Genomic DNA, 8,042 nt, shown 5'->3' with positions numbered 1-8,042 from the left:
GCGGGAGGGGGAGGGGGTGGGTCTATGTGGGTGGGGGTGGGGGGGGGTGAGGATCCTCCCACCCCCCCCCCCCCCCCCAAACACCGACGGCGATCGGTCCCGAACTCCGTCTCCCACCAGTCGTCCGTCGCCAGGTCGGCGGGAGTTAGCTCTCCAGCGATGAGTCTCGCCGCCATCCGGCGCAGAGCGTGGCGCCGTGCCAGGCCCCGATCAGGCGGCCCGATCTCGGACTCGGTGAGTGCTTGCTCGAATGCTTCGCGAATATCGCGGGCATCCGCATTGCGAGGCCAACCGGCGAGCTCGCACAATGTCGGGGTGTCCAGTCCGGCTGCGAGTGCCTCGGCAGCGATCATCGGCAGGTCCTCCGGGCGTATCTCATCCGCCTGATAACGACACGCCTCCTCACCCAGCGATGTGAGCCCACTCTGCACAGAGGTTTCCGGTTCCGGTGTCGTTCCTTCTGCTCTTATGCCTCCTACGGTGTCAGCACCGTTTTCAGGGAAGGCACCCAGGGGTGACGCTCGACGGTTACGCAGTGCCCTCGGTTCGGCCCGCACCCGGGCGGCGGGCGTCACTTCTCGTCCGCGCCGGGTTCCGCGCTGATGGATGCCTGGTAGACATCCGCGTAGGTAGGGGAGTCCTTGACCAGGCCGTCGCAGAACGCGGCGACGTCGGTGCCGATGAGTTCCACAACCCCCTTGCCTGCGGTGACACCCTCCTCGAAGAAGTCGACGATCCCGGGGAGCAGGGGCCCGTCAGGCAGGCTGATCGGTCCGACCTTGAACAGGTACTTCTGCATCTCCTTGTAGACGATCTGGTAGTCCGGCGGGAGTGCCTTGACGCGAGCTGCGTGCACTCGCCACTGTTTCTTGCCTTCGATGATGTCCTGGATGCTCACGTCAGCCTCCCAGCCGGCTCAATTTCCTCGCGACGTTCCTGTTCAACTGCTCGCGCCACCGGTCGCGATAATTCCGGGCCCCTGCTCCGCCGGCCAGCGCGGTGCAGAAGCCTTGGATGTCCGCGCCGAGCACCTCGTGGACGCTCTGGCCGTCCGCCGCTGCTACTTCGAGCAGCCCCAGGGCGGCGTCGAGGATCGGCATCAGGTTGCGGCCGGTGAAGTCCCCGTAGGGGAAAAGGAGGGCGATGATCTGGCCCCACGCCGCCCGGTAGTCGTCCGGCAGGACATCGGCGCGGGCCTCGAACGCCTTCCATTCCCTGGTGAGATCGCTGCCTGTGACCTTTTCCCAGAAGTTCATCTCCCGCCCTCCTTGAGCCTGTCGATGCGTGATGAGAGGTACTGCCATTTCGCCCAGAACTTCGCGAGTTCCTCGCGTCCGGCATCGTTGAGCGTGTAGAACTTGCGCGGCGGACCGACCCCGGATGGTCGTTTCGTCATCTGGACGAACCCGTTCCTCTCCAGTCGCAGCAAGATGGTGTACACCGTCCCCTCGATGACGTCGGCGAAGCCCAGCTCGTTCAACTGGCGGGTGATGGCGTACCCGTAGGTTTCCTCGCTGCCGATGATTTCGAGCACGCACCCTTCGAGCGTGCCCTTCAACATCTCCGTCAGGTCCTCCATCGCGGATACTCCTCAGCCTGTCGGTACTACGTGATACCGAATACTGCTATACGGTACCACCGAGTAGTGGAGGGCGGCAGCACCTCCGGTAGGCGTAAACCCGGGACCGGTCGGCGAGGACCCGGGTCCACAGCGGTGGCCACTCATCGACCCGGCTCCGCAGTCAGTGGGGGCTCGTAGGTCATCACCTCAACGCCCCGATCCTCGCTCTCCCCAGGCTGCTTGCCGGTCAACTTGCATCTGTCGCAAACGATCGTTTGACGACAGGCGGCCGACGTGTCCAATGAATTCGTGAAATCCGGGGGTTCGAGGCGGGTCGAATCCCATCAGATCCGATGGTGATTGCTGCCAGGGTTTGACGACAGATAGCGTCCGATCCTCCGTACGGAAGGGGCTCTTGGTGGCGAACCTGGTCTACAAGCGGGTGTCGACCGACCGGCAGTCCACCGCCCGGCAGAACCTCGTCCTGGACGAGGCCGGGATCGAGGACCCGGTCGTCTTCGAAGATGACCCGGGCACCTCCGGCCGCCTCACCCCCTCCAGCGGCCGGAGTTCCGCGGACTGCTGACGTACGCGCGGCCAGGCGACACCGTGCACATCCTCGACGTACTCGACGTCCTCCACCGCGACCGTCTCGCCCTGCGCATCCACGACGGCACCCCCGGACACCGGTGCCGACGGAGTCCTGATCCCGGCGCTGTCGACCGACTTCGGCTTCCACGTCCTCCTCGGCCGCAGTTCGCGGACACCCGGTTGGAGCGTGGTGGTGCACGACCGGGGCGAGGGCGGCTACTGGGAACACGCCATGGGCTTTGCCGAGTGGCTCTACCGGCACTCCATCGATCTCGGCATCCCCACCATCACCGGCCGCGTCTCCGCGATCCGCCAGCACGTCCTGGAGATGCCTGCACCCGTCGTCGCCGACGCCCTCGGCTACCACCAGGTCACCACGGCCAAGCTGGCCGCCCAAGCCGGAGGCACCTGGAGCCGATACGCCTCCGGCGACCACACATGGTCACCAGCAGGCTGGACTCCGCAGGCGGCTCACGACAGATGGACTCCGCCACGGAGGAGCAGGCCAGGGCACTCCCTGACCTGCCCCTGCCTCACGAAGCCGTCGGCGTCTGCGCGTGGCTGCCATAGGGACGCGTGATGATCTCCATGCCGTGCCCGGCCGGATCCATGAAGTACAGGCCGCGCCCACCGTGGTGGTGGTTGATCTCTCCAGGCTGCTTCAGATGCGGATCGGCGTAGTACGTGATCCCGGCCTGCCGGATACGCGCGAAGGTCGCGTCGAACTCCCCGTCGGAAACGAGGAACGCGTAGTGCTGCATGACGATCGACTCCGCCGGGATGGCGGCGAAGTCCAGAGTGACCCCGTTGCCGGTGGCCACGGGAATGAACGGCCCCCACTCGGTCCCGACCTCAAGCCCCAGGATGTGTGCCAGGAACTCGGCCGACTCCCGGTTCTCCCGGGCATGGATGATGGTGTGATTCAACTCGACTGACATCTGTGGAATGCCTCCGTAAGGCAATCTCACAGGCACCTCCATGCCTCACCCAGCCGGTGACCGACACGCGATGCCGTGCCCATGATCTTAAGCAACACCGCTCACAGCGTCGAGAGCGTTCCCCGAACGGCCGCCGACGACGACCACACAGCGTCATCAACGCGCCAGATCGGACCGAGACTGGCGACAGTCGAATACGCGAGCCCACCAGTTCCGAGGCCGGGCAGCCAACGGACCTGCCGTGCGTAGGCGATTCGGGTGGCGCGGCCCACCAGGCGCATCCCCCGGGACTGGATCGAGACGATCGGCGTTCCCCCGTCCACTCCCTGATCAACACCTACACGGTGCTCTCGTCGCTCCACCCGGAGTACCGCAACCTGGCCACGGTCCGGTGCATCCCGCCGCTCCTCCCGGTTGCCGACACAGGTCACGACGCCGAGAACAGCCCGCGCCGTGTGCGGTGCTGGAAGCGAACAGGGAGTGGGAGAAGGGCTGGACCAGGGTCAGGCCATGCCCTATCGAACGGGGCGGTAGGCACGTGCGAGGAGCCCAGGGCTTCACTGCAGTCCCGGGTCGTTTACGCTTCCGGTTTGCCGGTTTGTGCGGGCAGGGGAACCGTCCATTCCGCGATGGTGCCGGTGGGCTCGTTCGGCGTGAGGGTGAAGCCGCCGCCCAGAACGGTGGCGCGCTCGCGGAGGTTGTCCAGGCCGCTGCGGCGAGTGACGGCCGGGTCGATCCCCCTGCCGTTGTCGGCGACGCGCAGGCGGAGCCGCGAGCCGTCCGTCTCGGCGGTGACCTCGACGGCGGTGGCATGCGCGTGCCGGGCGGCGTTCGAGAGGGTCTCGCGCAGCACCGCCAGCAACTGCTCGGCGTGACCGTCGGGGACATCGGTGTCCAGCAGGCCGGTCATGCGCAGGGCGGGGGCGAAGTCGAGCGTGGTGGCGGCCTGATCGGTCTCGGCCAGTATCTTCCCGCGCAGTCCGCCGCGGCTGTCGGCGCGGTCACGTTCGCGCAATGCGTAGATCGTGCCGCGCACGGTCTTGATGGTGTCGTCCAGGTCGTCGACGACCCGCTGCACCCGCTCCGCCACCTGAGGCCGGTCGGCGACGCGGCCCAGCACTGAGTTCAGCGTCAGCCCCGAGGCGAAAAGCCGCTGGATGGCCAGGTCGTGCAGATCCCGCGCGATGCGGTCACGGTCACCGAGCACCACCAGGTGCTCGGCTTCGCGCCGGTGCTCGGCGATCTCCAGCGCCAGCGCGGCCTGGTCGGCGAAGCCGCTGATCATGCTCATGGTGGCGTCGCTGAACTCCGTGCCGCCGTTCAGGTTGGCGACCTGCAGAACTCCGCGCACGTCCGCGCCACCGCCCAGGGGGAGCAGGAATCCGGGTCCCAGGTCGATTCGTGCCGCGAAACCGCCCCCGGTCTGCGGCTCCTGAGCCAGGGCACTGCTCGTGATCCGCTGGTTGGAGCGGTAGACCTTCGCGGCCGACGTGGACGCCGCCAGGACCAGCCCGAGCACCTGCTCGGCACCCTCACCCTCGGCGGCCTCGATCACCAGCTCGTCCCCGCCTTCGAACGGCACCGCCAGCGTCACCAGATCGGCGTCGGACAGTGCCCTGACCGTGGCGGCGATCTGGTGCAGGACCTGCTCCGTGCCGGTGCCCGACAGCAGGCTTCGGGTCAGTTCGCTGCTCGCCGCCAGCCACTGCTCGCGGCGTAGGGAGTCCTCGTACAGGCGGGCGTTGTCGATCGCGACGCCGGCCGCGGCCGCGAGCGTGCGCAGTACCGCCTCGTCATCGTCGTCGAACTCCGCCCCGCCGCGCTTGTCGGTCAGGTAGAGGTTCCCGAAGACCCGGTCGCGCACGCGCACCGGCGCACCCAGGAACGTCGTCATCGGCGGATGTCCCGCGGGGAAGCCGACGGAGTCGGGGTGCCGGCCCAGGTCGGCCAGACGCAGCGGCTCCGGCTCCTTGATCAGCAGTCCCAGGATCCCCTCGCCCGCGGGATAGTGACCGATCGCCTCGATCGTGTCGTCGTCCATGCCGACCGTGATGAACTGCCGGATCCTGCCCTCTTCGCCGACCACGCCCAGGGCCCCGTACCGGGCGTCCACCAGAGTCACGGCGGACTCGGTGATCCGGCGCAGCACGACGTCGAGATCCAGGTCGGTGCCGATGGAGAGGACGGCGTCCAGCAGTGTGTGTACCCGGTCCCGAGTCGCGCGGACCTGCTCCACCTGAGCCTGCAGACCCTCCAGCAGCTCATCCAGCCGCAACTGAGGCGTCGCTGTAACGCCCTTCCGCCCCTGTGCCGGACTCTCCGCCATCCCCGCTCCCTCCGGAAAGTGCCATCCCATTATGCCCGAATGGCCCTGTCACCGCTTGGACGCACATGCTAGATGCGGTCGTCGTGACAGCCTGGATCCTACGGCCTTCCGGTGCACGTGCAGGAGCGGATCATCGAACGGCGGAGCCGACGCGATCCGACCGGCGTCGACTGGACGCCGGCCCCGTCGGTTTGTGAGTGGATGCCGCCGGGGCCGCCCCGGAACAGCTCATCCCGCGCAGACCCCGCCGCGTCAAGTCCAGGATCTGCCGTTTGGGTGTTCTTGCAGGTCAGCAAACGGTCAGCATCGGGCGGGGGGCGTCCCGGCCAGCTGACCAGGTGGCCGCCATGACGGGGGAATCTGCACACAGGTGCCTGGCTCCCGCTCGGGACGTTCGCAGGCCACGGTCTTGGAAACTCTCCACACAACACGGGATTGACATACCCCGCCTGCTCGGACTTCCGGGGACCGGGGTGGGAGTGGGTTGTTCAGTTCATCCGGCGGCGCACTTCGGCGCGTGCTGTCGCCGCGTCGGGGGCACCGCGAGCCGCGTTCGCCATCTCCTGGCACTGCCTGAGGTGGTGCCCGGCCAGCACCGCACGCACCTCCGGCAGGCACGCCGGCGCCATCGACAGGCTCCTCACCCCCAGTCCGACCAGTACCAGTGCCAGTTCCGGGTCTGACGCCGCCTCCCCGCAGACACCGACTGGCCTGCCGGATGCTGAACCGGCGTGCGCGGTGACGGCTACCAGGTCGAGCAGCGCGGGTTGCCAGGGGTCGAGCAGTTCCGCGAGCGCCCCGAGGGTCCGGTCGGCGGCGAAGGTGTACTGCGCGAGGTCGTTCGTGCCGATGCTGAGGAAGTCGCAGACCTGGGCCAGTCGTTCAGCATGCAGTGCCGCGGCCGGTACTTCGACCATCGCTCCGGTCACCGCCAGTCTGTGCGAGCGCGCTCGCGCCGCGAAGTCTGCCGCCTCGCTCGGCAGTGAGACCATCGGGGCCATGACCCACACGTCGGCATCGCTCCCGTGGGCCGCGTCGGCGATGGCGGCCAGTTGTGTGTCCAGCAGGCCCGGGTCTCGGGCGGCCGTGCGCAGCCCTCGTACACCGAGCGCTGGGTTCTCCTCGCCCGTGGCCGTGCTGAAGGGCAGTGGCTTGTCGGCGCCCGCGTCGAGTGTGCGTACGACCACCCGGCGCCCGGGGAAGGCGTCGAAGACCCGCCGGTAGGCCGCGGTCTGCTCATCGGGACCGGGTGGCTCGCTCCGGTCCAGATACAGAAATTCGGTGCGGAACAGCCCGACACCCTCGGCCTCGGTGGCGGCGGCGCGCGGGAGTTCGTGCGGCGCTCCGAGGTTGACCAGCAGCGCGACCGGGTGCCCGTCCGCGGTACGGCCCGGGCCCTGGACGGTCGCTGCCAGACCGCGGCGCCGTCGTTCCCGCCGGTCGGCCTCGGCGACCGTCTCCGGTGACGGGTCGACATGCACGGTGCCGTCGTGGACGAGCACGTTCCGGCCGTCGTCGAGGGCGGCCGCCGGGGAGCACCCGACGACCGCGGGCAGGCCGAGCGCCTTGGCGAGGATCGCGGTGTGGCTGGTGGGTCCGCCTCGTACGGTGACCAGCGCAAGTACGGACGCGGGGTCGAGGACGGCGGTGTCGGCCGGGGCGAGATCGTCGGCCACCAGGATGTACGGATGGCCGGGGTCGGGCAGCCCGGGCATCGGCAGGCCGAGCAGATGGGCGACCGCCCGCCCGCACAGGTCGTCCAGATCCGGCGCTCGTTCGGCGAAGTAGCCCCCGGCGGCCAGGAGCCGGGCGCGGAAGCCGCCGAAGGTGGCGCTCAGCGCGTGGGCGGGATCGGTGCCGCGGTGGATCGCCTCGACCGCCTGCTCGGCGAGCGCGGGGTCGGACGCCATTTGCACGTGCGCGAACAGCACGTCTGCCGCGGGCCCGTCGGAGGCGCGTGCCGCGCGGTGTTCGAGTTCCGCGACCAGCGAGGTCAGTGCCCGGCGCAGGGCGGAGACGTCCGCTTCGGTGTCGGTGACGGGTCTGGGGGCGGGTAGCGCCGGTGGTGGCGCCATGCGCGCGACGGGACCCGACGCGCTGCCCGTACCGACGCCGATGCCTTGCAGGACCTGGCTCATGCGTCGAGGTCCTGCGACAGCAGCAGGGCGAGTTCGTCCAGGGCTGACTGGGCCTGCTCGCCCTCGGCGGCGAGCTCCAGGGTTTGGCCGTGCTGGGCCGCCAGCGACAGCACGGACAGCAGGCTTCGGGCGTCCACCGGGGGCTGACCGGGGCGGCCGACGGTGACCTTGACGGGCTGGCTCGCGGCGGCCTTGACGAAGAGGGAGGCCGGGCGGGCGTGGAGCCCGCTCCGTGAGCCGATGGTGACCAGTATCTGAGGCATCGCGCTTCCTTCGAGGTGTGATCGGGGGTGACTGAAGGACGGCTCAGGGGTGGTCGGGCAGCAGCCTGAGGCGGTCAGGCCGCCGCCCGAGCCCGGACTCACGGTCGGGGAAGGGTGAGTCCGGACGTCTGTGTTTGCCACCCGTGTCGAGCGGTTTCGACGGTTCTACGACCGGCCACCCCGTGATGTCAACACATACGGAAAGGAAATCAACACACTCGGAAC

General features: G+C 68.8%; 9 protein-coding genes. 2 read left to right on the top strand and 7 right to left on the bottom strand.

Annotated elements, in window-relative coordinates; genetic code table 11:
• Positions 1-571 precede the first annotated feature (571 nt).
• Genes ACFXOM_RS25925 through ACFXOM_RS25915 form a run of 3 tightly spaced genes read right to left on the bottom strand, consistent with a single transcriptional unit; the run spans position 572 to position 1,579 of the window.
• Positions 572-898 carry a DUF1048 domain-containing protein gene (locus ACFXOM_RS25925; RefSeq protein WP_384942143.1) on the bottom strand — a complete coding sequence of 109 codons (327 nt, stop codon included), beginning with the start codon at positions 896-898 and terminating at the stop codon, positions 572-574.
• 1 nt (position 899) lies between these two features.
• Positions 900-1,256 carry a DUF1048 domain-containing protein gene (locus ACFXOM_RS25920; protein WP_384942141.1) on the bottom strand — a complete coding sequence of 119 codons (357 nt, stop codon included), beginning with the start codon at positions 1,254-1,256 and terminating at the stop codon, positions 900-902.
• Positions 1,253-1,579 (bottom strand): PadR family transcriptional regulator, encoded by a 327-nt coding sequence (locus tag ACFXOM_RS25915; protein ID WP_384942140.1) that lies wholly within the window; start codon positions 1,577-1,579, stop codon positions 1,253-1,255. Before ACFXOM_RS25915 ends, ACFXOM_RS25920 begins: the two co-directional genes overlap by 4 nt.
• 400 nt (positions 1,580-1,979) lie before the next feature.
• On the opposite strand from ACFXOM_RS25915, the gene ACFXOM_RS25910 reads away from it, so the two are divergent.
• Both ACFXOM_RS25910 and ACFXOM_RS25905 read left to right on the top strand, forming a co-directional pair.
• Entirely contained in the window at positions 1,980-2,147 is a 168-nt protein-coding gene (locus ACFXOM_RS25910; protein WP_384942138.1) for a hypothetical protein, read from the top strand.
• Between the two features lie 192 nt (positions 2,148-2,339).
• Complete coding sequence (locus ACFXOM_RS25905) at positions 2,340-2,732, top strand: hypothetical protein (RefSeq protein WP_384946946.1); 393 nt, start codon at positions 2,340-2,342, stop codon at positions 2,730-2,732.
• Here ACFXOM_RS25905 and ACFXOM_RS25900 read toward each other — a convergent pair.
• The 4 genes from ACFXOM_RS25900 to ACFXOM_RS25885 all read right to left on the bottom strand — a co-directional run bounded on the left by ACFXOM_RS25900 (position 2,686) and on the right by ACFXOM_RS25885 (position 7,817).
• Complete coding sequence (locus ACFXOM_RS25900) at positions 2,686-3,090, bottom strand: VOC family protein (RefSeq protein ID WP_384942134.1); 405 nt, start codon at positions 3,088-3,090, stop codon at positions 2,686-2,688. The two genes, ACFXOM_RS25905 and ACFXOM_RS25900, sit on opposite strands and share 47 nt — an antisense overlap.
• Before the next feature lie 577 nt (positions 3,091-3,667).
• Positions 3,668-5,416 (bottom strand): GAF domain-containing protein, encoded by a 1,749-nt coding sequence (locus ACFXOM_RS25895; RefSeq protein ID WP_384942132.1) that lies wholly within the window; start codon positions 5,414-5,416, stop codon positions 3,668-3,670.
• Positions 5,417-5,904: 488 nt separating this feature from the next.
• Positions 5,905-7,554, bottom strand: coding sequence for a phosphoenolpyruvate--protein phosphotransferase (gene ptsP, locus ACFXOM_RS25890; RefSeq protein WP_384946948.1), 1,650 nt, complete (start codon positions 7,552-7,554; stop codon positions 5,905-5,907).
• Positions 7,551-7,817 carry an HPr family phosphocarrier protein gene (locus tag ACFXOM_RS25885; RefSeq protein ID WP_384942128.1) on the bottom strand — a complete coding sequence of 89 codons (267 nt, stop codon included), beginning with the start codon at positions 7,815-7,817 and terminating at the stop codon, positions 7,551-7,553. The genes ptsP and ACFXOM_RS25885 overlap by 4 nt, the downstream gene beginning before the upstream one ends.
• Positions 7,818-8,042 lie beyond the last annotated feature (225 nt).

The organism is Streptomyces sp. NPDC059169, assembly GCF_042755225.1.
Classification (GTDB): domain Bacteria; phylum Actinomycetota; class Actinomycetes; order Streptomycetales; family Streptomycetaceae; genus Streptomyces.
The sequence above is the reverse complement of the archived record's forward strand: the minus strand, read 5'-3'. Positions and strand labels throughout refer to the sequence as shown.

What these genes read in the sequence shown, in the direction of transcription:
- ACFXOM_RS25920 (WP_384942141.1), bottom strand. Translation starts at nt 1,256, where the DNA reads ATGAACTTCTGGGAAAAGGTCACAGGCAGCGATCTCACCAGGGAATGG.
- ACFXOM_RS25915 (WP_384942140.1), bottom strand. Translation starts at nt 1,579, where the DNA reads ATGGAGGACCTGACGGAGATGTTGAAGGGCACGCTCGAAGGGTGCGTG.
- ACFXOM_RS25900 (WP_384942134.1), bottom strand. Translation starts at nt 3,090, where the DNA reads ATGTCAGTCGAGTTGAATCACACCATCATCCATGCCCGGGAGAACCGG.
- ACFXOM_RS25895 (WP_384942132.1), bottom strand. Translation starts at nt 5,416, where the DNA reads ATGGCGGAGAGTCCGGCACAGGGGCGGAAGGGCGTTACAGCGACGCCT.
- ptsP (WP_384946948.1), bottom strand. Translation starts at nt 7,554, where the DNA reads ATGAGCCAGGTCCTGCAAGGCATCGGCGTCGGTACGGGCAGCGCGTCG.
- ACFXOM_RS25885 (WP_384942128.1), bottom strand. Translation starts at nt 7,817, where the DNA reads ATGCCTCAGATACTGGTCACCATCGGCTCACGGAGCGGGCTCCACGCC.